The sequence below is a fragment of the Gordonia sihwensis genome (assembly GCF_029632925.1).
In the GTDB taxonomy this organism is placed as follows: Bacteria; Actinomycetota; Actinomycetes; order Mycobacteriales; family Mycobacteriaceae; genus Gordonia; species Gordonia sihwensis.
The window spans coordinates 1,097,277-1,122,248 of record NZ_CP121248.1; the positions used below are offsets into that span (position 1 = coordinate 1,097,277).

Here is a 24,972-nt window from a genome sequence, read left to right on the forward strand (position 1 = left end):
CGGACCGACGGCCGCCCGCCTCGACCGTCATCGGGGCCGGTAGAAGCCCTCGAAGGTCTGGTCGGCGTTGGAGGTGCGCAACGGCGTCACTCCGACCGGATCGCCGCCGGTCTCCACGAGCTGGCCGTTGCCGATGTACATGGCGACGTGCCCGGACCAGACGGCGAGGTCTCCCGGCTGCAGGTCGTCCTGTGACACGGCGAACCCCGCGGTGTCCTGGTCCTGGGCGAGCCGAGGCAGCTCCACTCCCGCCTGCCGGTAGGCCCACTGGGTGAAGCCGCTGCAGTCGAAGCCGTCGGTGGTGGTTCCGCCCCAGACGTACGGGGTGCCCTGGACGCTGAGCGCAGCGCGGACCGCGGTCGCAGCGCGCTCGTTCTCGGCGTACGACACGGAGCCGTCGGGGAGGGTGATCGGGATCCGTCCGCCGCCCGACGACGGAGCACCGGCCGACGGGGCACCGGAGACGGCCCGCGCCGCGCTCGGATCGGCCGCCGCCTGCCCCTCCAGGGCGGAGGCGTCGCGCGAGAGGTCGACCTGCGCTCGCTGCACCACGTGGACCCCGCGCGCCAGATGGCTCAGCGCGAGCGGGACCAGCGCGGCCAGCCCTGCGGGCGAGGCGATCGCCGGGACCGTCGCGGCAGTCGCGACGAACGATTCGACGAGAGCATTCAGTTCGGTGTTCGCCTCCTTCACCCGCCCGGCCGCGTGCTCGATGATGGACGTGATGTCGCTGCCGGCGGTGCCGATCGAGTCGTCGACGGCCGCCAGACGGCGTGATGCGGTCCCCGCGCGGTCGCCGCCCGCGCCGCGCCAGCCCGCTGCGGTGGCGGCGACACTCCGGTCCGACAGTGTCGAGGCCTCGGCCAGTGCGGACCCGGTGTCGGAGTACACCGCCGTCGCCCCGGGCGGGAGCACTCCGGTGCCGAGTGTCGCCACCAGCGCTTTGAGTGGCGCGATCAAGAGTTCGGCACTCATGCCGGCACCCCGGCGACGGCGTCGGCGTTGGTGCCGTCGCAACACTGGTAGGCGGTGCGGGCGGTGCTCGCGCAGTCGGCGGCCGACGCGTGGCGCGAGGCGAGAGCGTCGAGTCGGTCGGCCCGCGCCGCGCCCAGCCGTTCGAGCGCGGCCAGGAACTCGACGCCGATCAGCCCGAAAGTCGGTACCAGTGTGCTCGTGCCGGATCGCTCGGCCGCCGTGCGCGCACGGACGGCCGCTGCCGCTCCCGACTGGTTGGCGGCGACGGCGTGGACCGCGGCCGGATCGACGATGACCGGTGTGCCGGATTGGACGTTCATACCTAATTGGACGCACCCGGCCGCCGAACGGTTCCGCCGCCGTCGGCCACGGCGTGTCACCGACTGCCCGACATTACGATGAGCGCATGACCGACTCCCCCTCGTCAGGCCTGCACGTCCGCATCGTCGATCACCCGCTGACCCGCGCGTGGCTGTCGGTTCTGCGCGACGAGGCCACCGACAACGCGGCCTTCCGGAACGCGCTCGCCCGACTGGCCCAGATGCTGGTCTACGAGGCCTTCGCTGATGCTCCGGAACGGCCGTTGCAGGTGCGGACTCCCGTCGGGGAGGCGTCGTGCAGCAGGCTCGCGTCCACGCCGCTGTTCGTTCCGGTCCTGCGCGCCGGTCTCGGTATGCTCGACGCCGCGCTCGCAGCGGTGCCCGAGGCCGGGATCGGTCTGGTCGGCGTGGCCCGCGACGAGACCACGGCCATGCCCACCGAGTACCTCGCATCGCTGCCGCAGGACCTCACCGGGCGTCCGGTGTGCGTGCTGGACCCGATGCTGGCGACCGGCGGCTCGCTGGTGCACACGCTGGATCTGCTCGTCGCCCGCGGCGCCACCGATCTCACGGCGATCTGCGTGGTCGGGGCACCGGAGGGGCTCGACGCGCTGCGCGCGTGGGGCGGATCGCTGCGCCTGGTGATAAGCGCGGTCGACGAACGGCTCAACGAGGCCAAGTTCATCGTTCCCGGGCTCGGCGACGCGGGCGACCGCCAGTTCGGTCCGCGCTGAGCCCCCGGATCATCCCCGGGTCGCCGGGGGCAGTCGCCGCGGCCCCGGCCCCTGTTCGCCCAGGACATCCCCCGGATTGACGTACGGACACTCGGTGAGCGACAGGCAGCCGCAGCCGATGCAGTCGGCCAGATCGTCTCGCAGGGCCACCAGACCGGCGATGCGGCGGTCGAGGTCGGCCCGCCAGTCCTGAGCCAGCCGTGCCCAGTCCTGCCTGGTCGGCGGCTTGTCATGCGGGAGTGCGTCCAGTGCGGCCTTGATGCGGGCGAGCGGAATGCCGAGTGTCTGCGAGGCGCGGATGAAGGCGACCAGCCGCAGCGTGTCCCTGCGGTACTCCCGCCTGTTCCCGGCGGTGCGGCGGCTGGTGATGAGCCCGATCTGCTCGTAGTAGTGCAGCGTCGAGACGGCGACCCCCGCACGGTCTGCGACCTGTCCCGGTTTGAGCCACGCTCCGCGCGGCGAGCTCTCGGCCATCGGCCCTTTCCTTGACATCAAGTGCACTTGATGAAGTGCACTGTAAGTCATGAGCACCGAACGGGGCGATCTGCGATGAGCATGGAATCGGTCGCATGGGACGTCATGTACAAGTCGATGCACGCCGCCGACGCGAAATCGGCGCGGGCTGACCGGCGGGCGACACTGCGCCGGATCAGCGGTTTCGCGCGCCCGCACCGGCGGCGCATCATCACCTTCCTCCTGCTGTCGGTGGTGACCGCGGTACTCACCGTCGTCACGCCGCTCCTGGCCGGCCGGGTGGTCAACCTCATCGGATCCGGAGGCTCGGCCGCCGGCCGGGAGATCGTGATGCTGGCGCTGTTGATCGCGGCGATCGCCGTCGCCGAGGCTGCGGCCTCGATCGGCACGCGGTGGCTGTCGTCGAACATCGGTGAGGGGCTGATCCTGGACCTGCGCCGAGCCGTGTTCGACCACGTCCAGCAGATGCCGGTCGCGTTCTTCACCCGAACCCGGACGGGTGCGCTCGTGAGCCGGCTCAACAACGACGTGATCGGCGCGCAGCGCGCCTTCAGTGACACCCTCTCGGGGGTGGTGTCGAATGTGGTGACCCTGCTGCTGACCCTGGGCGTGATGGTCGCGATCAGCTGGCAGATCACCGTGCTCGCCCTCGTCCTGCTCCCGGTGTTCGTGGTGCCGGCGCGACGCATGGGCAGCCGGATGGCGGGGCTCGCGCGGGAGAGCGCGGATCACAACGCGCGGATGTCGACGCAGATGACCGAGCGCTTCTCCGCTCCCGGCGCCACGCTCGTGAAGCTCTTCGGGCGCCCGGAGATCGAATCGAAGGAGTTCGGCGACCGCGCCGACGCCGTTCGCGACATCGGAGTCCGCCAGGCGATGCTGCAGAGTTACTTCTACACCGCGCTGATGCTCGTCTCGGCACTCGCTCTGGCTCTGGTCTACGGTCTCGGCGGTTGGCTGGCGGTGCATCAGCATCTGTCCGCCGGAGCGGTGGTCTCACTGGCTCTGCTGCTCACCCGCATGTATGCGCCGCTGACCGCGCTGGCCAATGCGCGCGTGGAGGTGATGAGCGCGCTCGTCAGTTTCGAGCGAGTCTTCGAGGTGCTCGATCTGCGGCCGCTGATCGTGGACCGCCCCGGGGCCGAGACCGTACCCGACGCCGCGGACGGCGTCACGGTCCGATTCGAGAACGTCTCATTCGGGTACCCGTCCGCGGACAAGGTGTCCCTGGCCTCGCTGGAGGAGGTGGCGCAACTGGACTCCCGCACCGGCGGCACGGTCCTGCACGAGGTCGACTTCGAGGTCCCCGCCGGCTCGATGGTCGCTCTCGTCGGGAGTTCGGGCGCGGGCAAGTCGACGGTCGCGTCGCTGGCCACCCGGCTCTACGATGTCGATGAGGGCGGCATCTCGCTCAACGGTGTGGACCTCCGCGACCTGCGGTCGGATGCGATCCACCGCACCGTCGGCCTGGTCACGCAGGACGGACACCTCTTCCACGACACCGTCGGCGCCAATCTGCGGCTGGCCCGGCCGGACGCCTCCGACGACGAACTCTGGGAGGCGTTGGCGCGGGCGCGTCTGGACGATCTGGTCCGCTCGCTGCCCAACGGTTTGGACACGGTGGTCGGCGAACGCGGCTACCGTCTCTCGGGCGGCGAACGCCAGCGGCTGACCATCGCGCGGCTGCTGCTCGCCCGACCGTCGGTGGTGATCCTCGACGAGGCCACCGCGCACCTGGACTCGACGTCGGAGGCCGCCGTCTCGGCGGCCCTCGCGGAGGCGCTGACGGGGCGGACGTCGCTGGTCATCGCTCACCGGCTCTCCACGGTCCGGGCGGCCGACGAGATCATCGTGCTCGAATCAGGCCGGGTGGTCGAGCGCGGCGACCACCGATCGCTGCTGGAACGCGGCGGCCGCTACGCCGAGCTCTACCGGACGCAGTTCGCGACCGGTCCGACTCCGAGCACCACGACCGCGAGCGGAGGAGCGGGCCGCTAGTCCACCCAGCTGGAGACCATCGGCTCCACGGTGAGCGTCGAGCCGTTCTCCCGGATCGTCAGCGAGCTGGGGGAGACCACGTAGTCGACGCTGCCGTTGGTCGCGACGAAGGTGTCGCCGCTGCGGGTCGGATACCCCACCTCGACCGTGTCACCGTCGGCCTCGCCCTTGTAGTAGTAGCGGCCGGTCTGTGCGCCCACCTGGCAGATGACGACGCGAGAGCGCTCGGTGTATCCGACGAACACCGCGTCGTCCTCTGAGGCGTTGCAGCGCGGCCCGGACAGGAAGCCCTGGCGGTCGGCGCCGGGGACGGTGACCGGACCGGAGCCCGGCGCGGTGGTCGGGATCGTCGGCGCGGTGGTGGTGGGCTGCGCGGTGACGGTGGGCGGCGTCGGAGTGCCGGTCGCGGTATGAGTGACGGTCGTCGGTGGACTCGACGACGAGACCGGGGCCGCGGTGTCCGACTTCTTCCCCTGTGAGTACAGGACGGCGGCGGCGATCCCGCCGATCAGCAGCACCACGCCGGCGATGATCGCGACCAGCACCGCCGGCGACGACCAGGGCGACTGGTTGCGGGGTGGCTGAGGACCGGTCGGGGGCCCGCCCTGCGAATACCCCGGATCCGGATACTGCGGATAGCTCATCGTCGGATCTCCTCCCCGCGACTACCGGCCGGAAGCTCGGCCAGGACGTCGTCCAACAGCTGCGACAGCTCGTGGTGCACGGTGCTGACGCTACCGTCCGCGACCGGCGCGCTCAGCTGTCCGTAGTACTTGAGTTTCGGTTCGGTTCCGCTCGGACGGGCGAAGACGCGCAGAGCGACGCCGTCCGGCCGCCGACCGGTCAGCTCCACACCGTCGGTTCGCAGGCCGTCGGTGCGTTCGGCGTAGTCGGCGGCCGTCACCGGGATGCCGGCGAGCGCCGCCGGCGGCGCGGTGCGCAGACCGGCCATGATCGCAGCGATCTCGGACGGATCGTCGAGCCGGAGCGACCGCGGTGCCGTCACGTGCACGCCGTTCTCAGCGTGCAGCGCGCCGAGTGCCGCGGCCAGCCCGCCGCGCCCGATCCAGGACGACGCGAGGAAGGCGGCGGCCACCGCCGCGCTGATTCCGTCCTTATCGCGGACGGCAGCCGGGTCGACGCAGTGCCCGAGCGCCTCCTCGTAGGCGTAGACGAGCGGTTCGCCCGCCCGAACGAGCCATTTGAACCCGGTGAGGGTGCGGCGGGCGTCGGCGCCGCGACGCAGCGCCGCGGCGTGCAGCAGCGTGCCTGAGACGATCGAGCTGGCGACCACCGGGCGGTCGCCGTGCGGCACCGCCGACTCGGCGACGGCGTCGAGGACCCAGGTGCCCAGCAGCGCCCCCGTCTCGTCGCCGGTGAGCATGCGCCAGCGGTCGCCGTCGCGGATGCCGACCGCGCAGCGATCGGCGTCCGGGTCGAGCGCGACCGCGAGATCGGCGTCCACGTCGTCGGCCAGTGCCAGCAGCAGATCGGTGGCGCCGGGCTCCTCGGGGTTCGGGAAAGCGACCGTGGGGAAGTCCGGATCGGGAGCGAACTGCTCGCCGACCACGTGCACGTCGGAGAATCCGCAGCGGGCGAGCGCCTCCACCGCGAGGTCGCCGCCGACGCCGTGCAACGGTGTCAACGCGATCCGCAGGGGCCGCGCGACCGCGTCCTCGAAGCGTGCGCAGATCCGCGCCAGGTAGTCGGCGCGCGCGGCGCGGGCTCGTCGGTCCGGAGCCACCGGTCTCCGGGGAATCTCCGCCGGTTCGCTCGCGGCGATCGCGGCCTCGATCTCCCGATCGGCGGGGCCCACCAACTGGGCGCCCGGGCACGGCGGATCGCCCAGGTACACCTTGTAGCCGTTGTCACGCGGCGGATTGTGCGAGGCGGTGATCATCACGCCGGCGGCGGCGCCGTGCACGCGGGTCGCGAAGGCCGTCACCGGCGTCGGCGCCGGGTCGGGCAGCGCGATCACGTCGAATCCCCTCGCGGCCAGGACCTCGCGCGTCGCCGCGGCGAACTCCTCCGAGCCGTTGCGGGCGTCGCGGCCCACGACGACGGGCGCTCCGGCGTGTCCGCGCGCGATCAGCCAGTCGGCCAGGCCCGCCGTCGCGCGGGTCACCGTGGTGACGTTCATCCCGTCGGGCCCCGGCGCCACGGGGCCCCGCAGACCGGCGGTTCCGAAGGTCAGCATCGGCTCACCGTTCGGCGAGCGCGCCGATGACCGCGCCGAGCAGCCGGCCCATCCGCTCGGCCGACTCGCGGCCCACGGCGAGGACCTCCGCGTGGTCGAGCGGCTCCCCGGTGATTCCCGCCGCGAGATTGGTGACCAGCGACAGTCCGAGGACGTCGAGGCCGGCCGCCCGGGCCGCGATCGTCTCGTGCACGGTGGACATCCCCACCAGGTCGGCCCCCATCACGCCGAGCATGCGGATCTCGGCGGGCGTCTCGTACTGGGGACCGGGCAGTCCCGCGTACACGCCTTCGCCCAGTTCGGGGTCGACGCGGCGGGCCGCCGCACGCAGCGCCGGGCTGTAGGCGTCGACCATGTTCACGAAGTGCGCGCCCTCCAACGGGGACCGGCCGGTGAGGTTGATCTGGTCGGCGATGAGCACGGGTCGGCCCACCTCGAGTCCGGGACGGATGCCGCCCGCCGCGTTCGTCAGGACGACGGTATGCGCGCCGGCGGCGGCCGCGGTCCGTACCGGGTGCACCACCCGCGCCAGGGCATGGCCCTCGTAGGCGTGGATCCGGCCGAGCAGGACGAGCACGCGGGTGTCGCCGAGCTGAATCGACTCGACGGTGCCCGCGTGTCCCCGCGCGGACGGGGTCCCGAAGCCGGGGATGTCAGCCATCGGCAGTCGCGCGACCGGCGTGCCGAGCGCCGCCGCAGCCGGAGCCCACCCGGATCCCAGGACGACGGCCACGTCGTGGCGGGGACAGTCGGTAGCGGTGGCGATGACGGCGGCCGCGGCGGCTGCCGCGGCGCCATGATCGACGGTTGGATCCATGAGGCAACCGTAGTGTCTCACCCGTGCCTGCTCCTGCCGAGGTGTGCGGCGATAAGGTTTCTGCCATGCCGTACTTGACTCTCACCGAAGACGCCGCCGAGTTGTACCTGGGTACCGAGGGCATGGAACTGGACGAGGCGAATCCGGAGAACCGCTTCGGCCGTGAGTGGATGGCCCGGGTGTCGGAGCTGACCGATGAGGCCGTCGCAGCGAAGAAGCCGCTCATCATCAGCGCCACCGGCAAGTTCTTCACCAACGGCCTCGACACCGATTACATCTTCTCCGGTGCGGAGCCGCTGCCGGCGTATCTCGATGCCGTCCACGCCCTGTACGCGAAGGTGGTGACGGCCGCGACGCCGACGATCGCGGCGATCAACGGCCACGCGTTCGGCGCCGGAGCGATGCTCGCCCTCTGCGCCGACTACCGCATCATGCGCTCCGACCGCGGGTTCTGGTCGCTGCCCGAGGCGGCGCTGAACATGCCCTTCCCGCGCGGGATGGCGGGTCTGCTGCGCACGCGTGTTCCCGATGCGACCCTCACCGAGGCGATGCTGACCTCACGCCGCTACGGTGCCGCCGACGCCGTCGCCGGCGGGATCGTCGACGAGGCGGTCGAGGCCGACCGCCTGCTCGACCGCGCCCGCGAGGTCGCCCGCGAGCGCGCGTCCTTCGCCGGCGACAACCTCGGTGCCGTCAAGCGCGCGCTGCGACTGCCGCTGTTGGAGGACCTCACCGCCCCGACCCCGGCGACACTGCTGTGAGTTCTCCCGTGATCGACGCCTGGCTCGCATCGAATCTCGGCCGCGTGGTGGCGTGGCGCCGGGAGATCCACGCCGAACCCGAGCTGTCGATGGCCGAGTTCGCGACCACGGCGAAGGTCGTGCAGATCCTGAGCGATGCGGGCCTGTCCCCGAAGATCCTGCCGAAGGGCACCGGGGTGGTCTGCGATCTGGGTCCGGCCGACAAGCCGCGCATCGGGCTCCGCGCCGACCTGGACGGGCTGCCGATCCCGGAGCAGACCGGACTTCCGTTCACCTCGCGGGTGGAGGGTGTCTCCCATTCCTGCGGGCACGACGCGCACGCGGCCATTCTGCTCGGCACCGGGCTGCTGCTGTCCGAGTTCGCCGAGACCGGCGGCGAACTGCCGTTCGGGGTCCGGCTCCTGTTCCAGGCGGCCGAGGAGGTGATGCCCGGCGGTGCGCTCGACGCGATCGACGCGGGAGTCACCGACGGGCTCACCAGGATCTTCGCGCTGCACTGCGATCCGCACCTGGCGGCCGGAACGGTCGGTCTGCGCGCGGGTGCGCTGACCTCCGCGGCCGATCGTGTGGAAGTGCATCTGCGCGGGCCCGGCGGGCACACCTCGCGTCCGCATCTGACCGCCGACCTCGTGTACGCGATGGGCACCGTCATCACCGGGCTCCCCGGACTGCTGTCGCGCCGGGTGGACCCGCGCTCGGGCACCGTGATGGCATGGGGTGCCGCGCATTCCGGTGACGCCCCCAACGCGATCCCGCAGGAGGGGCGTTTGCGCGGAACGGTCCGGACCGGCGACCGCGACGTGTGGCAGGACCTCGAGCCGCTGGTGCGGAGCATCATCGGCGAACTGGTGTCGCCGCTGGGAGTCACCTACGACTTGACCTATGTGCGCGGTGTGCCGCCGGTGGTCAACGACCCGCACAGTGTCGCGATGCTGCGCCGCAGCGTGGAGGCCATCGGTCCGGCGGCAGCGGTCGACACGCCGCAGTCGCCCGGCGGCGAGGACTTCGCGTGGTACCTGGAGTCGGTGCCCGGCGCCATGGCCAGGCTCGGAGTGTGGACCGGCGTCGGCCAGCAGTGTGATCTGCACCAGCCGAACTTCGACATCGATGAGCGCGCGCTCGGCGTGGGCGTCGCGACGCTCGCGGGAGTCGTGCTCTCCGGAGAACTGGACTGAGCGGCCAAAATATTTTGGCTCCCGCAACGGCCTCTCAGACCGCTCCGGGAGCCAAAATTTTCCCGACCGCGGTCAGCCTTCGTTGTCCATCGGCTCCGCGGGCCCGGGACCCACGTTGCGCGCCTCGTGCAGGCGCAGCCGCTCGACGTAGTCCGCGGGCGCGCCGGCGATCTCGGCCGCATCGGCCATCACGCCGAGATACCGCGCGGACGGCAGGCCTCCCTCGTAGCCGTCGATGACGTACAGCCACGCCAGTACCGGTCCGTCGGCGGTGTCGACTCGCGCGCGGATCTTGCGGTGCACGCCGAGCTCGGTGCCCTCCCAGCGGTCGAGGTTCTTCTCGTCCTCAGCGGTGACGTCGTAGAGCACCACGAATACACGCGCGTCGGGATTGTCGCGGTCCTCGGTCACGGTGGCGAGCGAACCCTCCCAACCGATGTCGTCGCCCGCGAAGGTCAGCCGCCAGCCGTTGAGCCATCCGGTCGAGGCCATCGGCGAGTGCGGAGCCCGCTCCAGCATCTGGGCAGGGTCCATGTTCGACGCGTAGGCGGCATAGATCGGCACGTCGCCAGCCTATTCGGTCGGTGGCCGATGAGGGAACACCGGCCGGTCCGGGCGGCGCGCGCAGCAGCCAGGGGATAAGTTTGTTCACGGAGTCCAGAGTCGTGTCTAAGGAGTGTGCACAGTGGCGAAGATCGTGATCATCGGTGGTGGGCCGGCCGGCTACGAGGCGGCCCTGACCGGTGCGGCCTACGGCGCGGAGATCACGGTCATCGATTCGGACGGGATCGGCGGCGCGTGCGTGCTGTGGGACTGCGTTCCGTCGAAGACGTTCATCGCGTCCACCGGAATCCGCACCGAGGTGCGCCGTGCCGTGGACCTCGGCATCAACATCGCCACCGACCAGGCGATGGTGACCCTGCCGCAGATCCACCAGCGGGTGAAGGATCTGGCCTTCGCGCAGTCGGCCGACATCCGTTCGCGTCTCATCAGCGAGGGCGTGACGATCGTCAATGGAACCGCACGGCTCGGTCGGACGGGAACCGGAATCGGAGCGCACGAAGTGGTGGCGACGCTCGCCGACGGCAGCACCGAGACCTACGAGAGCGACGTGGTGCTCATCGCCACCGGGGCGTCGCCGCGGATCCTGCCGACGGCGCAGCCGGACGGGGAGCGGATTCTCAACTGGCGCCAGCTCTACGACCTGGCCGAGCTGCCCGAGCATCTGGTGATCGTCGGATCGGGTGTCACCGGCGCCGAGTTCGCCCACGCGTACACCGAGCTGGGGGTGAAGGTGACGCTGGTGTCGAGCCGGGACCGCGTGCTTCCGCACGAGGACGAGGATGCCGCGCGCGTCCTGGAGGAGGCCTTCTCCGAGCGCGGAGTGACCCTCATCAAGTACGCGCGCGCCGACCGGGTGACGCGCGATGAGGACTCCGCCACCGTGCACCTCGCGGACGGCAAGGAGGTGACGGGCACCCACGTGCTGATGACGGTCGGTTCGGTCCCCAACACCGGTTCGCTGAACCTGGAGGAGGCGGGCGTGGTGACCGATCGGGGCGGGTACATCACCGTCGACCGGGTCTCCCGCACATCGGCGCCCGGCGTGTACGCCGCCGGCGACTGCACGGGGGTGCTGCCGCTCGCCTCGGTGGCCGCCATGCAGGGACGCATCGCCATGTACCACGCGCTCGGCGAGGGCGTGAGCCCGATCCGGCTCAAGACGGTGGCGTCGGCCATCTTCACCCGGCCCGAGATCGCCAACGTCGGTGTCTCGCAGAAGGCCATCGACGCGGGGGAGTACCCGGCGCGCACCGTGATGCTGCCGCTGTCGACCAATCCGCGCGCCAAGATGAGCGGTCTGCGCCGCGGCTTCGTGAAGATCTTCTGCCGCCCGGCGACCGGCGTGGTGATCGGCGGTGTGGTGGTCGCGCCCAACGCTTCGGAGCTGATTCTGCCGATCGCGATCGCCGTGGAGAACAAGTTGCAGGTCTCGGAGATCGCACAGACGTTCTCGGTGTACCCGTCCCTGTCGGGATCGATCACCGAGGCCGCCCGCCAGCTCGTCCGGCACGACGATCTGGATTGAGCACCTGGCGGGAACTGCTGGGGCGCGACAACCGCGCGCCGATGGTGGTGATGGCGGGCGGCGTGGCGCTGTTCGCGATCAACGTCTACCTGACCACCTCGCTGCTGCCCAGTGCGGTCGCCGACATCGGCGGTCAGGACCTGTACGCCTGGACGATGACCGTCTTCCTGGTGGTCTCGGTGATCTCGTCGATGCTGGTGAGCCGCTGGCTGGCCGGGTTCGGGGCCAGGCGGTCGTACGTGTGGGCCTTCGCGCTGTTCGCTGCGGGCACGGTGGTCGCCGGCGCGTCGCCGACCATGACCGTGATGCTGGTGGGCCGGGCCCTGCAGGGATTCGGGGCCGGTCTCCTCGGCGGCCTGGGCTTCGCGGTGGTGCGGTTGGTGCTGGCTCCTCATCTGTGGCAGCGGTCCATCGCCCTGATGTCGGCGATGTGGGGAGTCGGCAACTTCGTCGGACCCGTGGTCGGCGGGTTCTTCGCCCAGATCCACTTCTGGCGTGGGGCATTCGGCCTGCTCACCCTCCTGGCGCTGGCGCTGGCGCTGATCGCGATGACGCTTCGGGCGCTTCCCGTACGGCGCACATCCGGTGAACCGGCCGCCGCGGTTCCGTGGATGTCGCTGGCATTGCTGACGACGGCGGTCGGAGCGATCAGCGTGGCCTCGCTGGTGCACGGGATCGCGACGTCGACGCTGCTGGCATTCGCCGTGCTGGCGGGTCTGGGATTCGTGGGCTGGGAGCGGCGGGCGAGTTCCCGAGTGCTGCCGGAGACTACCTATCGGGGCCGGTCGCCGCTGCGATGGATCTACCTGGCGATCCTGGTTCTCGCCGCGGTGTCGACGGTGGAGACCTTCCTGCCGCTGTTCGGGCAGCGGATCGGCGGGCTCGGGCCGCTCGCCGCCGGTTTCCTCGGAGCGGCACTGTCCTGGGGATGGACGGTCGCCTCGATCTCCGCGAGCGGAATCGAGAGCGAGCGCGGGCGGCGAGCGGTCCGGATCTGCGGTCCGCTCCTGCTGGGGTCGGGGCTGATCCTGTACGGCCTGCTGCAGATGCGCGACCCCGCGCCCGGTGTGATCGTTGCATGGTACGCGGCGCTGTTCGTCGGCGGCTGCGGCATCGGCATGGCGATGGCGCACTGGTTCACCGCGGGTCTGCGGGTCACCGATGACGAAGCGGAGGCCGCCCAGGCGTCGGCGGGACTGAACACCAGCCAGCTGATCGCGAACGCCTGCGGCTCGGCGCTGGCGGGTCTGCTGGTGGCTCTGGGCGGCCCCGACATCGTGGGATCGGCAAGGGTCCTCAGCTTCGGTTTCGCCGCGTTGGCCTTCTGCGGCATCGCGGTCGCGCTGCGGGAGTTCGCCGTCGACCGCCGCATGCGCGAGCCCGATTCGCCTACGCGGCGAGGAGGTCGTCGATCTGGTTGATCGCCGCCGAGGCTCCCTCGATGATGCCCATCTCCAAGACCTTCTGGAGGTTCTCGGCGCTCTCGTAGGTGGAGGTGAAGACGGCGCGCGTGCCGCTGTCGGTGGCCTCGAAGACGTAGCGGTTCTGCGACACCGGCATGCCGGCGAGCGGCTTGAGTTCGGCATCGGCGAAACCGTCCTCGAAGGTGAACGACGACATCGGGTCGATCGTCTCGAAGCGCCACCAGCCCCCGAACTTCTCACCTTCGGGACTCGTCATGTAGTAGGTGGCGCGTCCGCCGGGAGTGAAGTCGTGCTCGACGAAGGTCGCCGGGTACTCGGGCGGTCCCCACACCTTCTCGAGTCGGCGTGGGTTCTCGTACACCTCCCAGACGCGCTCCACAGGTGCGGCGAATTCGGCGGTGATGGTCAGGGTGAGAGCGTCCGTGTCGGTCTGGACGTCGATGACAGGCATGGCTGGTCCTCAGGGTCGATGGTCTCGTGGGATGTCAGAGGGATCGGTGGTGTCGGTCGTCGGGGCCGGGGATGCGGCGAGCAAGTCGTCGACGCGGGCGATGCGGCCCCGCCAGATCTGTTCGATGTCGGAGAGCATCGCCGACACCGAGCGCACAGCGTTCACGTCGCCGGACGCCATCTGCTGGCGGCCCGCACGGCGTTTCACCAGCAGACCGGCCCGTTCGAGGACGGCGACGTGCTTCTGTACCGCGGCGAAGCTCATGTCGTACTTCTCCGCCAACGCGGTGACCGAGTGCTCGCCGGCCAGCACCCGCCGGACGATGTCCCGCCGTGTGCGGTCGGAGAGGGCGTGGAACAGCGCGTCAGCGCGGTCCTCGTCGTCCTCGGTCACCTCTCAAACATACAACTAATCGGTTGTGCGTCAATGGCTCATGCCAGATCGAAACTGTGCGTCACCGCGCGGTTCCATCCCTCGAAAAGCCGTGTGCGGTCGGACTCCGACATCCGCGGTTCCCACCGCCCGCCGCGCGCCCAGTTGTCGCGGATCTCATCGGTGCTCGACCAATAGCCGACGGCGAGGCCGGCCGCGTATGCGGCGCCCAGCGCGGTGGTCTCGTTCACCACCGGCCGCACCACGGGGACATCCAGGATGTCCGACTGGAACTGCATCAACAGCTCGTTGACGACCATGCCGCCGTCCACCTTCAGCGTCTGCAGGTGCACGCCCGAGTCGGCCTGCATCGCCTCGATCACCTCGCGCGTCTGGTACGCGGAGGCCTCCAGGACGGCGCGTGCGATGTGCGTGCGGTCGGCGAACCGTGTGAGCCCGACGATCACTCCGCGCGCATCCGGTCGCCAGCGGGGCGCGAACAGTCCGGAGAACGCCGGGACGAAGTAGACGCCCCCGTTGTCGTCGGCCCGGCGGGCCAACTCCTCCACCTGGGCGGCCGTGTCGATGATCCCGAGGTTGTCGCGCAGCCATTGGACCAGGGAGCCGGTGACCGCGATCGATCCCTCCAGCGCATAGCGTGCCGGCTCATCGCCCAGTCGATAGCAGACGGTGCTCAGCAGGCCGTGTTTGCTGAGCACTGCCTCGGTGCCGGTGTTGAGCAGCAGGAAGTTGCCGGTGCCGTAGGTGTTCTTCGCCTCGCCGGGTTCAAGGCAGGCCTGGCCGAACATCGCGGCCTGCTGGTCGCCCAGGATGCCGCCCAGCGGCACATCTGGGAGGGAGCCCGAGGTCCGCAGGCTCCCGATCACACCGGAGCTCGACCGGATCTCGGGAAGCATCGACATCGGGATGCGCAGGTCCGCGCAGATCTCCGGATCCCATTGCAGCGTATGCAGATCCATCAGCATGGTGCGGGACGCATTCGTCACGTCGGTGACGTGCAGCCCGCCGTCGACGCCGCCGGTCATGTTCCACGCCAGCCAGCTGTCCATCGTTCCGAACAGTAGGTCGCCGGCCTCGGCGCGATCGCGGGCGCCCTCGACGTTGTCGAGGATCCACGCGACCTTCGGCCCGGCGAAGTACGTCGACAGCGGCAGCCCGGTCCGTTCGCGATAGCGGTCGACGCCGTGCTCGCCCGCGAGTTCCTCGCACAGCGCATCGGTGCGGGTGTCCTGCCAGACGATCGCGTTGTGGATCGGAGTGCCGGTGTGCCGATCCCAGACGACGGTGGTCTCCCGCTGATTTGTGATCCCGCATGCCGCGATGTTCCCCGAATGCAGCTGCGCCGCCGCCAGCGCGGCGGCGGCCACGCGACGGGTGTTGCGCCAGATCTCCATCGGGTCGTGCTCCACCCAGCCGGCGCGGGGAAAGATCTGTCTGTGCTCCACCTGCTCGCTCATCACCACAGACCCCTTGCGGTCGAAGATCATCGCCCGGGTGGAGGTGGTTCCCTGATCGATTGCGGCGACGTACTGAGCATCCGATTTCACGCCGTCAAGTCTGGCATGACGGCCGGTTACCCTCGGGTAGTCTTGCGAAATATGGAGAGCGAGTTCAATCCGGATCGGCCCGCCGACCTCAGCCCCGCCTATCGCGACGAGGCCTGGCGCAGACTGGGCTCTGAACAGTTCGACATCGTGGTCGTCGGCGGCGGAGTGGTCGGCGTCGGCGCGGCGCTCGACGCGGCCACTCGCGGTCTTCGCGTGGCGCTCGTGGAGGCCCGCGACATCGCGTCCGGCACCTCGAGCCGCTCGTCGAAGATGTTCCACGGCGGGCTCCGCTACCTGGAGCAGTTCGAGTTCGGTCTGGTCCGGGAGGCGCTGCGTGAACGCGAGCTGTCGCTGCGTCTGCTCGCTCCGCACCTGGTGAAGCCGCTGCCCTTCCTCGCTCCGCTCACGCGCCGCTTCTGGGAGCGCCCGTACATGGCCGCCGGCCTGTTCCTCTACGACCGGATGGGCGGCGCCAAATCGGTTCCGGGACAACGGCACGTGTCGCGGTCGGGTGCGCTGCGCGTGGCGCCGAGCCTCAAGCGCGATTCGCTGATCGGCGGCATCCGGTACTACGACACCGTCGTCGACGACGCCCGCCACAGTCTCACCCTCGCCCGCACCGCGTCGCAGTACGGTGCGGTGATCCGGACCTCGACGCAGGCCGTCGGCTTCCTCACAGAGTCCGACCGGGTGATGGGCGTGAAGGTCCGCGATTCGGAGACGGGGGAGACCACCGAGGTGCGCGGACACTGCGTCATCAACGCGGCCGGCGTGTGGACCGACGAGGTGCAGGCACTCTCGAAGCAGCGCGGTCACTTCAAGGTGCGTGCGTCCAAGGGAGTGCACATCGTGGTCCCGCGCGACCGGATCGTCTCGGAGACCGCGATCATCCTGCGGACGGCCAGTTCGGTGCTCTTCGTGATCCCCTGGGAGACGCACTGGATCATCGGCACCACCGACACCGACTGGAACCTCGACCTCGCGCATCCCGCCGCCACGCGCAAAGACATCGACTACCTCCTCGACCGGGTGAACCAGGAACTGGTGACCCCGCTGACGCACGACGACATCGAAGGCGTGTACGCCGGGCTGCGGCCGCTGCTCGCCGGTGAGGACGACGAGACCTCCAAACTCTCCCGCGAGCATGCGGTGGCCGTCGTCGCACCCGGCCTGGTGTCGATCGCGGGCGGCAAGTACACCACCTACCGGGTGATGGGGGCCGACGCCGTGGACGCCTGCAACGATTACATCCCCACCCGTGTCGCACCGTCGATCACCGAGCGGGTGCCGCTGGTGGGGGCCGACGGCTACTTCGCACTGATCAACCAGTGCGAGCACCTGGGGCAGCGGTTCGGCCTGCATCCCTACCGGATCCGGCGGCTGCTGAACCGCTACGGCTCACTGCTCGACGACGTGCTGTACTACGCCGACGCCGACGAGTCGCTGCTGCAGCCGCTGCAGGCGGCACCGCAGTACCTGCGGGTCGAGATCGTCTACGCGGTGTGGGCCGAGGGCGCACTCCACCTGGAGGACGTGCTCGCCCGTCGCACGCGGATCGCGATCGAGTACAGCCACCGCGGGGTCGACTGCGCGCAGGAGGTGGCCGAGTTGATCGCCCCGGTCCTGGGATGGGACGAGACGAGGGTCGCCACCGAGGTCGCGACGTACAAGGCGCGGGTGGACGCCGAGATCGCCTCGCAGCGCCAGCCCGACGACGCCTCCGCCGATGCGCTGCGCGCCGCGGCACCGGAGGCGCGCCGCGAGATCCTCGAACCGGTTCCCGTTCCGGACTAGCGGCGAATCCGACTCACGTCGCCCGGCTCACAGACCAAGTGCCCTGTACAGCCCGGGCGGTCTGGGCCAGACTGGGGCCATGAGTACGCAGCCGGTGGAGAACCTGAGCAACGAACAGTCGTGGGAACTGCTGGAGGGCAGCGTCCTCGGCAGGCTGGCGGTCTGCGTCGACGGGCAGCCGGACGTCTTCCCGGTGAACATCTACGTGTCGAACGGCAAGATCCTGTTCCGGACCGCGGAGGGCACGAAGCTGGCCGAGCTCGCCGTCAACGACCGAGCAGTGATCGAGGTGGACGCCTTCACCAGCCGGATCGGCTGGAGCGTGGTGGCCAAGGGGCGCGCCCGCATCCTCCGAGACTCCGCGGAGATCGAAGCGGCCGACCAGACCCCGCTCAACCCCTGGATTCCCACGGTGCGGACGACGTACGTGGAGATCGCCGTGGAGGAGATCACCGGCAGGCGGTTCGTCTTCGGGCCCGAGCCCGACCACGAGATCCGCTGATCCGGTTCACCCGGCCGACTCTGCGGCGAAGGCGCCCTCGGTGATGATCGCCCCGGCGTCGAGTGGGCGTGTCACCGACCAGGTCTCGGTGAAGACGCACTTCGACATCTTCCATTCGCCGTTCTCGACGACGTACTCGTCGTCGTATTCGCCGGTGGCGATCGTCTCGGTACGGTCCGACAGGTTGAGCTGTCGGAATCGCAGCGTCCACCGGCCGATCGCAGACGACTCACCGGTGAGCCGGATCTCCGGGTGCATCCCGTGGTGCATGTCGAGGATGGCGTGGCGACCGTCCACCTTGTGCAGTGCCACCTGAGTGAAGATCCGCGCCATCGGCTCGACGTCGTCGAACGCGCCGAGGCGGCCGTAATCGATCCGGGCGCCGGAGGCGATGAAGGCGTCACGGAATCCGCGGGGATCCTTGGCGTCGCAGGCGCGCCAATAGCGGTACTTGAGTTCCTTGATCGCTTCGATCTTCTCGAGTGCGGCCACGCGCTGTTCGATGTCCATTCGTCCTCCTGACGTCGCGGTGCGGGTCGACGCCTGGGGCCGACCGGTCTTGCGCCCGACCCTAGGGGTTCGGCGCATCCGCGTCACCGTGTCTGACATCGCGGACACACATAGATGCTGCGCTCGGCCGGCGGCTCGCCCAGCATCCCGCGTTCGACGGCGGTACCGCATCTGCGGCACGGGCGGCGGTCGCGGCCGTACACCCACAGTTCCCGGCCGCGGCCGGTGGCGCCCGTGGTGACGCGGGCGACGCGCAGCCGGTTGGCCGTCAACAACCGGTGCGCGAGGTCCACCAGTGGCGGCAGGTCGACCGCGGCCGTCGGTGTGGCCGGGTGCACGCGCCGCATGAAGCAGAGTTCGCTGCGATACACGTTGCCGACACCCGCCAGATTGCGCTGGTCTAGGAGAGCGATGCCGATCGGGGTATCGGGGGCGGCGGCCAGATTCTCGACGGCGCGAGCCGCATCCCAATCGTCGCCGAGCAGGTCCGGGCCGAGATGGGCGACCGCGGGGCCGGGATCGGCGAGCAGTTCCAGGACGCCGAGATCGAAGCCGACGGCCTCGATGTCTCCGGCACGCAGCACCACTCGTGCGGTGTGCCACGGCCTGCGCCACTTCGCACCGATGGCGTGCACGTCCCACAGGCCCTCCATCATCAGATGCGAGTGGATCGAGACCGGGGTGCCCGAGGGACGCCGCAGATCGATGAACAAGTGCTTTCCCGCCGACCGCACGGACTCGACGCGCGCACCGGACAGGTCGGTGGTGGCGTAGCGAGGTACTCGGAAGTCGCTGTCGCTCAGGGTTTTTCCGACGAGCGCGGTGCGGAGGCGGTGCGCCGCACGGAACACGGTGTCGCCTTCGGGCACCGCTACCGGCTCCTCGGGTCGTAGTTCATCCGCAGCCCCCGGGGCGTGGTCGCGAAGCCGGAGGCGACCAGTCGGTCACCCAGCGGTGTGCGGCGTACCGGCTCGCCGTCGACCTGATCGATGTGGATGCGCGGCACCGCCCCGGTGGTGACCGCGTGCGACAGCGCCGCCGCGGCCGCCTCGAGGATCTCGGTCTCGGCGGTGAAGGTGAGCACCGTCTTTCCGCCGCGCTCGATGAACACCGCGGCGCGTCCGCCCACCAGGATCACGACCGCTCCCGGCTTCCGGCCGGGCCGATGCCCCGATTCGACGGCTCGCTCGGGCCAGTCGAGGGCCGCACCGTACGGATTCGCCGGATCGGTGGCCGCGAGCACCACCGCCGCGCACCGTTCCTGGCGTGCGACGACAGCCGACTCGCGCAGGATGTCGACGGTGTGACCGGCGGCGAACTGCGCGCCTCCCAGCCCGTCGATGTAGTACCCGCGCCGCACCTGGCCGTTGTCCTCGAAGACGCCGAGCGCCTTGTAGATTCGCGCGAACCCGCCCTCGGTCGATTCGGCGGTCACGGCTCCCTTCGTCACCACGCCGTAGCGGTCGAGAAGCACCTCGCAGGTGGCAGCGGCAGCGGTGGTCGGATCGACGGCGATGCGACGGATCACCGACCACCGCCCCCCGACCGTGGGCGGCGTGGCTGCCGCACCCGCAGCACCCGCCAGATACTGCGACGACAGCCGCGCGGCGCGCAGACGCGGCGGCCGACCGCGAGTCCGGTGGGCGGAGGTGGCCGACGATCGTGCGCTGCGCGGCGGGTTCAGCGCGGCGCGGACCACCGAGAACGAGTCGTTCGTGATGAGCCCGGCCCAGACGAGATCCCACAGCAGCTCCGGCAGTTCACCGTCGGGGATCGCGTGCTCTGCGTTGTTCAGCGCGTCGGACAGCTCGCGGAAGCGCAGGGCCCCGCCCCGGTCGAGAGCGGTCCGGACCGCGTCCTGCGCGGGAGTCAGTTCGGTGTCCTCGGCGGGCCGGAGGGTGAGTGCGGCGGCGTCGGCCAGATGCAGGGCCACCCAGCCGTCGGCCCCGCCGATGCCCCCGTGTCCGGACCAGATCACCTCGCCGGAGGCGGTCAGCTCATCGAGCATCGACGGCCGGTAGTCCTCCACCCGGGCCGGCAGCACCAGCGTCTCCCACGCCGACGCCGGTATCGGCTGTCCGGCGAGTTGCTCGACGACGGCCGCGACGCCGGCGGCGCCGCGCAGCCGTGACTTCCCGGTGACGTGCTGCCAGCCGAGCAGGAATCGGTTGTACGCCTCGGCGCTGACCGGCTCCACTTCGGCGCGCCCGGCCGCCAGCGATCCGCGGCGGAGCTGGGTGAGGACGTCGGAATGGCACCACTGGCTCGGGGTGCGCCCGGTCTGCGGTTCGGGCGGGAGCGGAATGAACTCGCCCTCGATCACCGTTCGTCGCGCCGCGAGCTCTTCAAGGGTCCGGGTCACCACCGCGGGCGCCATGCCGAGAGCTTCCGCGACATCGGCGGTGGTGAACGGTCCGTGGGTGCGGGCGTAACGGTGCACCAGGTCGGCCAGGGGATCGGCGACAGGCTGGAGGTAGGCGGCGGGGACGCCCAGCGGGAGCGGTATGCCGAGGCCGTCGCGGAGGCGCGCTGCGTCGTCGACCGAGGCCAGAGCGGTCGCGCCGCGGAAGGGCACCTCGATCAGGCGGCCGTCGGCGACGAGTCGCTCGAGCACCTCGTCGAGCGGAACGGCGAGTGGGTCGTCGCCCCGGTAGCGTTCGGCGATCTGTCCGGGTGTGCACGGTCCCAGCCATCGCAGCAGGTCCACCACATCTTGATCGTCGCGCGCCCGCCGTTCCGGAGCCGTCCGCTGGAGCCGTGCGACGACCTCCGTGATCACTGCGGGATCGAGCAACTCACGCAGGTCGACGCGGCCGAGGAGCTGGGCGAGCAACGCGGTGTCGAGGGACAGCGCGGTCGCCCGGCGTTCGGCGAGCGGGGCGTCGTCGTCATAGATGAACGAGCCGACGTAGCCGAGCAGCATCGAGGCCGCGAAGGGCGACGGCGTGGACGTCTCGACCTCGGTGATCCGGATCTTGCGCTGCATGATGCGGGTGAGGACGTCCACCAGCGAGGGCAGGTCGTAGACGTCGGAGAGGCATTCGCGGACCGTCTCGAGAATGATCGGGAAATCGCTGAAGCGCGACGCCACCGCCAGCAGCTGGGCGCTGCGCTGCCGCTGCTGCCACAGCGGGGCACGCTTTCCGGGATCACGGCGCGGAAGCAGCAGCGCCCGCCCGGCGCACTCGCGGAACCGCGACGCGAACAGTGACGAATCGGCCAGCGCGCGTGTGACGTCCGCTTCGATGTGCTCGGGGTCGAGGAGGAAGACGTCGGCCCCCGGCGGATCGTCATCGGTGTCGGGGAGGCGCACGATGATGCCGTCGTCGGTGGCAGTGGTGGCCCCGTCGATGCCGAGACGTGCCGAGAGCTGCGCGGCCACGGCACCGGCCCACGGTGCGTGGACCCGCAGGCCGTAGGGGGAGTGCAGCACCAGCCGCCAGTCGCCGAGCTCGTCGCGGAAGCGTTCCAGTACGAGGGTGCGGTCGGTCGGGAGCACGCCGGTGGCATCGCGCTGCTGGGCGATCAGCGCGGACAGGTTGCGCTCTGCATTGGCACTGAGCCCGAGTTCGGCGGCGAGTGCGGCGAGCTTCTCCTCATGGCCCGCGATCCCGATGAACTCACCGATCGCCGCACCGAGCTCGGCCGGACGACCGACGGCGTCGCCGATCCAGAACGGCAGCCTCCCCGGCATGCCGAACGCGGGCGAGACCAGCACCCGATCGTGTGTGATCTCCTCGATTCGCCAGCTCGACGCGCCGAGGGCGAACACGTCGCCGACCCGTGACTCGTAGACCATCTCCTCGTCGAGCTCTCCGACCCGGCGGGGTTGGCCGCTTTCTGCGCGGTCGGTCCCGCCCACGAGGAAGACGCCGAACAGCCCGCGGTCGGGGATGGTCCCGCCGGAGGTGACCGCCAGACGCAGGGTGCCGCGCCGGGCGGTGAGCCGCCCGGCTGCGCGGTCGTAGTCCACCCTCGGGCGCAGTTCGGCGAATTCGTCGGACGGATACCGGCCGGATATCAGATCGAGGACGGCGTCGTACACGTCGCGGGTGAGGGTCCGATACGGCATCGCGCGCCGGACGGTCGCGTACCAGTCGTCGACGTCGAGATCGTCGACGGCGGTCGCCGCGATGGTCTGCTGGGCGAGGATGTCGAGCGGGTTGGCCGGTACCGAGAGCGCCTCGATGCGGCCGGCGAGCATTCGCTGCGCCACCACCGTGCAGTGGATCAGGTCGGTGCGGTGCTTCGGAAACAGCACGCCGCGACTCACCTCGCCGACCCGGTGTCCGGCGCGGCCGATGCGCTGCAGCCCGGCCGCGACGGACGGCGGGGCCTCCACCTGGATCACGAGGTCGACGGCACCCATGTCGATGCCGAGTTCCAGTGAGCTCGTTGCGACCACGCACCGGAGCCTGCCGGATTTCAGATCGTCCTCGATCTGTGCACGCTGCTCTTTGCTCACCGAGCCGTGGTGGGCGCGGGCGAGGACGGCGGGCGCGCCCGCCGTGTCTCCACTGGCCGAGACGTAGGCGGGCATCCCGCCGGGCACTGTCGGGTTCGGTCGGTCCGGGTCGAACTCGATGCCCGCGCGTTCGGCGGCGATCTCGTTCAGCCGGGCGGTCAGACGTTCGGCGAGACGACGAGAGTTCGCGAAGACGATCGTCGAGCGATTCTCCTCGATGCGGTCGACGATCGCCGACTCCACGTGGGGCCAGAGGGAACCGGCGGTCGGGGAGAAGGCGTCGTCGAGATCGTCCGTCCCGGTGTCCGGCGGCGGGATGGCGGTCATGTCCTCCACCGGCACGTCCACGGAGAGGTCGAAGGTCTTCGCCGCAGGCGGCTTCACGACGGTGCAGTCGCCCTCGCCCGCCAGGAACTCGCCGACGAGTTCCTCGGGCCGCACGGTCGCTGACAGCCCGATGCGCTGCGCGGGCCGCTCGAGCAGCGCATCGAGCCGTTCGAGCGAGAGCGCCAGGTGCGTGCCCCGCTTGGTCGCTGCGACGGCGTGCACCTCGTCGACGATCACCGTCGTCACCGTGGCGAGGGTCTCGCGCACCGAGGAGGTCAGCATCAGGTAGAGCGATTCGGGCGTGGTGATCAGGATGTCGGGCGGATGGGTCTGCAGCCGTCGGCGGTCGGCCGCCGAGGTGTCCCCGGACCGGACTCCGACCGTGATCGACGGTGCGTCGAGTCCCATGATCTGCGCCGCGTGCGCGATGCCCACCAGTGGTGCCGACAGGTTCCGCTCCACGTCGACGGCGAGTGCCTTGAGCGGTGAGATGTAGAGGATCCGGACACCCGGAGCGGTGCCCGCACTGCCGCCGGTCGCGGCGTCGATCCGCTCGCGGTACAGCGAGTCGATGGCCCACAGGAAGGCTGCGAGGGTCTTGCCCGACCCGGTCGGAGCCACGACGAGGGTGTTCTCGCCGCGGGCGATCGCCGTCCACGCACCGGATTGGGCTCGGGTCGGCGCGCCGAACGCGTCGCTGAACCACCGCTGCGTGGCCGGATGCATGCTCCGAAGGATCTGACTGCCCGATGCCACACTCCCATTCAAGCGCACACCTGTGACACTCAGCGGATTGCGGCCGGCGGTACACTCAGCGGGCCGATGCGGTTAACCCGGTGCGAATCCGGGGCGGTCGCGCCACTGTGAGCGGTCCGCCGACGACGCCGTCGGACTGCGAGCCAGACAGTCGCATCGGTGTGAACAATGCCGACCCCGGGCGCGTGATCCGGGAGAACAGGACGTCGACGATGACCGCATCCACCGCAACGCAGGGCGTACGTTCCCTCGCCGTGCCGAACCTCTCCGCCGCGAGCGCGGCCCTCTGGCTCACCGCCACCGTGGCACTCGCGGCGCTCGCCTACTACTTCCTGGGATACGACCAGGGCGCGGTGTCGGTGTTCGGCAGCGACACCCATGTCCACGAGTTCGTGCACGACGCACGGCACTTCCTCGGCTTCCCCTGCCACTGAGCCGGGGAGACAACAGAACAATGGAGCGCAGATTCACCGGCGCAGGCGTGCTCGCAGGCCTGATCGCCGGACTGGTGTCGTTCGTCTATGCGCGGATCTTCATCGAACCGCAGGTGCGGCTGGCCATCGACTACGAGGAGGAGCGGTCGCACGCCGAGTCGATGCTGTCCGGCGAGCATGCACACGAGCACGAGATCTACAGCCGAACCGTCCAGGAGAACATCGGTGCGGGAGTCGGCACGGTCGTCTTCGCCGTCGCGATGGGCGCCCTGTTCGCCGTCGCGTTCACAGTTCTGTGGGCCTACGTGGGACGTCGGTGGCCGGCCGCGGACCCTCGGGCGGTCGCAGCGGGGCTGGGTGCCGTGGCCTTCGTGGCCGTGATCGGCGTCCCCTACTTCGTCTACCCGCCCAACCCGCCCGCGGTCGGCGAGGAGGACACCATCGGAGCGCGGTCGGGCGCCTACCTGACGCTGACGCTGGTGTCGGTGGCGCTGATGGTCGTCGCGGTGATCCTCGGCTGCCGGCTCGCGGACCGGATCGGCGGACTGTGGTCGGGTGTCACCTCCGCGGTGGTGTACCTGGTCGGTGTGACCATCACGGCCGCGCTTCTTCCCGAGTTCAAGGAGATCCCCGGTCCGGTGATGGACGGCGACCGGATCGTCGGCGCCGGATTCCCCGGACAGGTGGTGGCCGACTTCCGGGTGTACGCGATCGCGAACCAAGTACTTCTGTGGACGGTCCTGACCGTGGCGTTCGTCGCGCTGCTCGGCGTGATGATGCGCCGGTCCAAGACTTCCGACCGCACGCTCGCGGAGGTCGGCGCCTGACG

At 70.3% G+C, this 24,972-nt stretch carries 23 protein-coding genes and 1 riboswitch; of the genes, 10 read left to right on the top strand and 13 right to left on the bottom strand.

Annotated elements, in window-relative coordinates; all coding sequences use genetic code 11:
- Positions 1 to 27 precede the first annotated feature (27 nt).
- Positions 28 to 975, bottom strand: coding sequence for a C40 family peptidase (locus P5P27_RS05235; RefSeq protein WP_062367065.1), 948 nt, complete (start codon positions 973 to 975; stop codon positions 28 to 30).
- On the bottom strand, positions 972 to 1,295 hold the full coding sequence (locus P5P27_RS05240) for a type VII secretion target (RefSeq protein WP_278126729.1): 324 nt from the start codon (positions 1,293 to 1,295) through the stop codon (positions 972 to 974). The genes P5P27_RS05235 and P5P27_RS05240 overlap by 4 nt, the downstream gene beginning before the upstream one ends.
- An 86-nt stretch (positions 1,296 to 1,381) precedes the next feature.
- Here P5P27_RS05240 and upp point away from each other — a divergent pair, with 86 nt between their 5' ends.
- The gene (upp, locus tag P5P27_RS05245; RefSeq protein ID WP_278126730.1) at positions 1,382 to 2,029 is read left to right on the top strand and encodes a uracil phosphoribosyltransferase; all 648 of its coding nucleotides are present in this window, start codon (positions 1,382 to 1,384) and stop codon (positions 2,027 to 2,029) included.
- A gap of 9 nt (positions 2,030 to 2,038) precedes the next feature.
- Here upp and soxR read toward each other — a convergent pair whose 3' ends face one another.
- Positions 2,039 to 2,503 (bottom strand): redox-sensitive transcriptional activator SoxR, encoded by a 465-nt coding sequence (gene soxR, locus P5P27_RS05250; RefSeq protein ID WP_278126731.1) that lies wholly within the window; start codon positions 2,501 to 2,503, stop codon positions 2,039 to 2,041.
- Positions 2,504 to 2,578: 75 nt separating this feature from the next.
- Between soxR and P5P27_RS05255 the strand changes: the two genes are divergently transcribed.
- Positions 2,579 to 4,501 (top strand): ABC transporter ATP-binding protein, encoded by a 1,923-nt coding sequence (locus tag P5P27_RS05255; RefSeq protein ID WP_278126732.1) that lies wholly within the window; start codon positions 2,579 to 2,581, stop codon positions 4,499 to 4,501.
- Here the strand turns inward: P5P27_RS05255 and P5P27_RS05260 are convergent.
- Genes P5P27_RS05260 through P5P27_RS05270 form a run of 3 tightly spaced genes read right to left on the bottom strand, consistent with a single transcriptional unit; the run spans position 4,498 to position 7,515 of the window.
- Positions 4,498 to 5,145, bottom strand: a complete 648-nt coding sequence (locus tag P5P27_RS05260; RefSeq protein ID WP_006896526.1) for a hypothetical protein — start codon at positions 5,143 to 5,145, stop codon at positions 4,498 to 4,500. The genes P5P27_RS05255 and P5P27_RS05260 overlap by 4 nt on opposite strands.
- A complete protein-coding gene (locus P5P27_RS05265; protein WP_278126735.1) occupies positions 5,142 to 6,698 on the bottom strand; it encodes a phospho-sugar mutase in 1,557 nt (518 codons plus the stop codon). Before P5P27_RS05265 ends, P5P27_RS05260 begins: the two co-directional genes overlap by 4 nt.
- A 4-nt stretch (positions 6,699 to 6,702) precedes the next feature.
- Entirely contained in the window at positions 6,703 to 7,515 is an 813-nt protein-coding gene (locus P5P27_RS05270) for a purine-nucleoside phosphorylase (RefSeq protein ID WP_278126737.1), read from the bottom strand.
- A gap of 65 nt (positions 7,516 to 7,580) precedes the next feature.
- On the opposite strand from P5P27_RS05270, the gene P5P27_RS05275 reads away from it, so the two are divergent.
- Together P5P27_RS05275 and P5P27_RS05280 are read left to right on the top strand one after the other, a co-directional pair.
- Positions 7,581 to 8,276, top strand: a complete 696-nt coding sequence (locus tag P5P27_RS05275) for an enoyl-CoA hydratase/isomerase family protein (protein WP_278126739.1) — start codon at positions 7,581 to 7,583, stop codon at positions 8,274 to 8,276.
- A complete protein-coding gene (locus P5P27_RS05280) occupies positions 8,273 to 9,451 on the top strand; it encodes an amidohydrolase (protein WP_039867450.1) in 1,179 nt (392 codons plus the stop codon). Before P5P27_RS05275 ends, P5P27_RS05280 begins: the two co-directional genes overlap by 4 nt.
- Before the next feature lie 72 nt (positions 9,452 to 9,523).
- Here P5P27_RS05280 and P5P27_RS05285 read toward each other — a convergent pair whose 3' ends face one another.
- Positions 9,524 to 10,015 carry a gamma-glutamylcyclotransferase family protein gene (locus P5P27_RS05285; RefSeq protein ID WP_006896521.1) on the bottom strand — a complete coding sequence of 164 codons (492 nt, stop codon included), beginning with the start codon at positions 10,013 to 10,015 and terminating at the stop codon, positions 9,524 to 9,526.
- Positions 10,016 to 10,136: 121 nt separating this feature from the next.
- Here P5P27_RS05285 and P5P27_RS05290 point away from each other — a divergent pair, with 121 nt between their 5' ends.
- Both P5P27_RS05290 and P5P27_RS05295 read left to right on the top strand, forming a co-directional pair.
- Positions 10,137 to 11,540 carry an NAD(P)H-quinone dehydrogenase gene (locus P5P27_RS05290; RefSeq protein WP_278126741.1) on the top strand — a complete coding sequence of 468 codons (1,404 nt, stop codon included), beginning with the start codon at positions 10,137 to 10,139 and terminating at the stop codon, positions 11,538 to 11,540.
- Entirely contained in the window at positions 11,537 to 12,961 is a 1,425-nt protein-coding gene (locus tag P5P27_RS05295) for an MFS transporter (protein WP_278126743.1), read from the top strand. Before P5P27_RS05290 ends, P5P27_RS05295 begins: the two co-directional genes overlap by 4 nt.
- Here P5P27_RS05295 and P5P27_RS05300 read toward each other — a convergent pair.
- From P5P27_RS05300 to glpK, 3 genes are read right to left on the bottom strand one after another with little or no spacing between them, the layout of a single operon-like run.
- A complete protein-coding gene (locus tag P5P27_RS05300; protein WP_278126745.1) occupies positions 12,930 to 13,415 on the bottom strand; it encodes an SRPBCC family protein in 486 nt (161 codons plus the stop codon). The two genes, P5P27_RS05295 and P5P27_RS05300, sit on opposite strands and share 32 nt — an antisense overlap.
- 9 nt (positions 13,416 to 13,424) lie before the next feature.
- Entirely contained in the window at positions 13,425 to 13,808 is a 384-nt protein-coding gene (locus P5P27_RS05305; protein ID WP_222111013.1) for an ArsR/SmtB family transcription factor, read from the bottom strand.
- Positions 13,809 to 13,846: 38 nt separating this feature from the next.
- Entirely contained in the window at positions 13,847 to 15,295 is a 1,449-nt protein-coding gene (glpK, locus tag P5P27_RS05310; RefSeq protein WP_045539395.1) for a glycerol kinase GlpK, read from the bottom strand.
- A 111-nt stretch (positions 15,296 to 15,406) separates the two neighbouring features.
- On the opposite strand from glpK, the gene P5P27_RS05315 reads away from it, so the two are divergent.
- Both P5P27_RS05315 and P5P27_RS05320 read left to right on the top strand, forming a co-directional pair.
- Positions 15,407 to 17,149, top strand: a complete 1,743-nt coding sequence (locus P5P27_RS05315; RefSeq protein ID WP_062367050.1) for a glycerol-3-phosphate dehydrogenase/oxidase — start codon at positions 15,407 to 15,409, stop codon at positions 17,147 to 17,149.
- A 79-nt stretch (positions 17,150 to 17,228) separates the two neighbouring features.
- The gene (locus P5P27_RS05320; RefSeq protein WP_045539388.1) at positions 17,229 to 17,651 is read left to right on the top strand and encodes a pyridoxamine 5'-phosphate oxidase family protein; all 423 of its coding nucleotides are present in this window, start codon (positions 17,229 to 17,231) and stop codon (positions 17,649 to 17,651) included.
- 6 nt (positions 17,652 to 17,657) lie between these two features.
- Here the strand turns inward: P5P27_RS05320 and P5P27_RS05325 are convergent, their stop codons facing one another.
- From P5P27_RS05325 to P5P27_RS05335, 3 genes are all read right to left on the bottom strand, one after another.
- Entirely contained in the window at positions 17,658 to 18,161 is a 504-nt protein-coding gene (locus P5P27_RS05325; RefSeq protein WP_045539390.1) for a nuclear transport factor 2 family protein, read from the bottom strand.
- 83 nt (positions 18,162 to 18,244) lie between these two features.
- Positions 18,245 to 19,030, bottom strand: coding sequence for a DNA-formamidopyrimidine glycosylase family protein (locus tag P5P27_RS05330; protein ID WP_045539391.1), 786 nt, complete (start codon positions 19,028 to 19,030; stop codon positions 18,245 to 18,247).
- Positions 19,031 to 19,032: 2 nt separating this feature from the next.
- The gene (locus P5P27_RS05335; RefSeq protein WP_278127410.1) at positions 19,033 to 23,679 is read right to left on the bottom strand and encodes an ATP-dependent helicase; all 4,647 of its coding nucleotides are present in this window, start codon (positions 23,677 to 23,679) and stop codon (positions 19,033 to 19,035) included.
- Between the two features lie 104 nt (positions 23,680 to 23,783).
- Positions 23,784 to 23,859, top strand: a riboswitch (cobalamin riboswitch).
- 62 nt (positions 23,860 to 23,921) lie between these two features.
- Here P5P27_RS05335 and P5P27_RS05340 point away from each other — a divergent pair.
- On the top strand, positions 23,922 to 24,143 hold the full coding sequence (locus P5P27_RS05340) for a CbtB domain-containing protein (RefSeq protein ID WP_006896510.1): 222 nt from the start codon (positions 23,922 to 23,924) through the stop codon (positions 24,141 to 24,143).
- Positions 24,144 to 24,163: 20 nt separating this feature from the next.
- Positions 24,164 to 24,970: a CbtA family protein gene (locus tag P5P27_RS05345; RefSeq protein ID WP_006896509.1), complete on the top strand. Its 807-nt coding sequence runs from the start codon at positions 24,164 to 24,166 to the stop codon at positions 24,968 to 24,970.
- The last annotated feature ends 2 nt before the right edge of the window (positions 24,971 to 24,972 follow it).

Coding starts and splice junctions, on each gene's coding strand:
- P5P27_RS05235 (WP_062367065.1), bottom strand. CDS start 975: ATGAGTGCCGAACTCTTGATCGCGCCACTCAAAGCGCTGGTGGCGACA.
- P5P27_RS05240 (WP_278126729.1), bottom strand. CDS start 1,295: ATGAACGTCCAATCCGGCACACCGGTCATCGTCGATCCGGCCGCGGTC.
- upp (WP_278126730.1), top strand. CDS start 1,382: ATGACCGACTCCCCCTCGTCAGGCCTGCACGTCCGCATCGTCGATCAC.
- soxR (WP_278126731.1), bottom strand. CDS start 2,503: ATGGCCGAGAGCTCGCCGCGCGGAGCGTGGCTCAAACCGGGACAGGTC.
- P5P27_RS05255 (WP_278126732.1), top strand. CDS start 2,579: ATGAGCATGGAATCGGTCGCATGGGACGTCATGTACAAGTCGATGCAC.
- P5P27_RS05260 (WP_006896526.1), bottom strand. CDS start 5,145: ATGAGCTATCCGCAGTATCCGGATCCGGGGTATTCGCAGGGCGGGCCC.
- P5P27_RS05265 (WP_278126735.1), bottom strand. CDS start 6,698: ATGCTGACCTTCGGAACCGCCGGTCTGCGGGGCCCCGTGGCGCCGGGG.
- P5P27_RS05270 (WP_278126737.1), bottom strand. CDS start 7,515: ATGGATCCAACCGTCGATCATGGCGCCGCGGCAGCCGCCGCGGCCGCC.
- P5P27_RS05275 (WP_278126739.1), top strand. CDS start 7,581: ATGCCGTACTTGACTCTCACCGAAGACGCCGCCGAGTTGTACCTGGGT.
- P5P27_RS05300 (WP_278126745.1), bottom strand. CDS start 13,415: ATGCCTGTCATCGACGTCCAGACCGACACGGACGCTCTCACCCTGACC.
- glpK (WP_045539395.1), bottom strand. CDS start 15,295: ATGATCTTCGACCGCAAGGGGTCTGTGGTGATGAGCGAGCAGGTGGAG.
- P5P27_RS05315 (WP_062367050.1), top strand. CDS start 15,407: ATGGAGAGCGAGTTCAATCCGGATCGGCCCGCCGACCTCAGCCCCGCC.
- P5P27_RS05320 (WP_045539388.1), top strand. CDS start 17,229: ATGAGTACGCAGCCGGTGGAGAACCTGAGCAACGAACAGTCGTGGGAA.
- P5P27_RS05325 (WP_045539390.1), bottom strand. CDS start 18,161: ATGGACATCGAACAGCGCGTGGCCGCACTCGAGAAGATCGAAGCGATC.
- P5P27_RS05335 (WP_278127410.1), bottom strand. CDS start 23,679: ATGCATCCGGCCACGCAGCGGTGGTTCAGCGACGCGTTCGGCGCGCCG.
- P5P27_RS05340 (WP_006896510.1), top strand. CDS start 23,922: ATGACCGCATCCACCGCAACGCAGGGCGTACGTTCCCTCGCCGTGCCG.
- P5P27_RS05345 (WP_006896509.1), top strand. CDS start 24,164: ATGGAGCGCAGATTCACCGGCGCAGGCGTGCTCGCAGGCCTGATCGCC.